This window comes from Mesorhizobium sp. M1E.F.Ca.ET.063.01.1.1, assembly GCF_003998155.1.
Lineage (GTDB): Bacteria > Pseudomonadota > Alphaproteobacteria > Rhizobiales > Rhizobiaceae > Mesorhizobium.
On the sequence record NZ_RZSC01001175.1, the window covers coordinates 1 to 1,219 of the forward strand.

1 protein-coding gene and 1 pseudogene are annotated in these 1,219 nt (G+C 62.5%); both read right to left on the minus strand.

Features of this window, described 5'->3' with window-relative positions:
* Window positions 1-853: GMC family oxidoreductase N-terminal domain-containing protein (locus EOA29_RS37020; RefSeq protein ID WP_145970072.1), on the minus strand; the 853-nt coding region annotated here is incomplete at its 3' end.
* A 48-nt stretch (window positions 854-901) separates the two neighbouring features.
* Window positions 902-1,219 (minus strand): annotated as a pseudogene (locus EOA29_RS37025) (gluconate 2-dehydrogenase subunit 3 family protein); the annotation flags it as partial.

The window sequence follows — 1,219 nt, forward strand, 5'->3', positions numbered from 1 at the left end:
TGCTCGATTCGGAGTTGAGCAGCAGCCGCGGGCTTTCGATAGAATTGCCGGCGACGGCGACGATGCGCGCCTTCTGCTCCTGCAGCTTGCCGTCCTTGTCGGCATAGACGACGCCCGTCACCTTGCCCGAGGCATCATGGTTGATCTTGATCGCCATGGAGTTCGGCCGCACCTCGAGATGGCCGGTCGCCTCGCCCTTCGGGATCTCGGTATAGAGCGTCGACCATTTTGCGCCCCACTTGCAGCCCTGGAAGCAGAAGCCCGTCTGCTGGCAGGAATTGCGGTCGTCGCGCTGCACCGAATTGATCGCCATGTTGCCGGTGTGGCATTCCTTGTAGCCGAGCTTGTCGGCGCCGGCCTTGAGCACCTTGAAATTGTTGTTGCCCGGCAGCCGTGGCCAGTTGTTGGTGCCCGTCACGCCCATCTTGGCTTCGGCCTTGGCGTAGTAGGGCTCCATTTCGGCGAGCGTCACCGGCCAGTCGAGAAGGTTCGCGCCCTTGATCTTGCCGTAGGTCGTAAGCGTCTTGAATTCATGCTCCTGGAAGCGCAGCGACGCGCCCGCCCAGTGCGTGGTCGAGCCGCCGACGGACTTGACGATCCAGGCCGGCAGGTTCGGAAAATCCTTCGCCACGCGCCAGTCGCCCGACGTGGTGCGCTTGTCCTTCCAGGCGAGCTGGGTGAAGGAATCCCATTCGTCGTTGATGAAGTCCTCATATTCGTGGCGCGCGCCCGCCTCGAGGATGACGACGTCGATGCCTTTCTGGGCGAGTTCGTTGCCGAGCGTGCCGCCGCCGGCGCCCGAGCCGATGATGACGACCACGCCGTCGTTCTTGAGATCAAATTGTGCTGCCATGGTTTCCTCCCATGAAATCGGTCAAAAGCGGTTCAAGGACAGAGCGGCTCAGAGCCACTCGATGTCGTCGAAGCCGCGCGCGATGTAGCCGCCCTTGGAAAAGGATTCGCCCTCGTAACCGAAGATGGGCCACACCTCCTTCTGGTTGTACAGGCTGACGACCAGGCCGCCGCGCACCGCCTGGAAGAACGGCGTCTTCTCGACCTCCTTCAGCAGCGCGACCCGCTGCTCTTCCCAGCCAAGTGCGCGATAGCCACCCTTGCCGGCCTTCTTGTCGAGATCGGCGACGCCCTTCTCGATCAGCTCCTTGTAGGCCGGATCCTTGGCGGCGGTCTCGTCATGGCCCTTGACGGCGATGGCATAGTA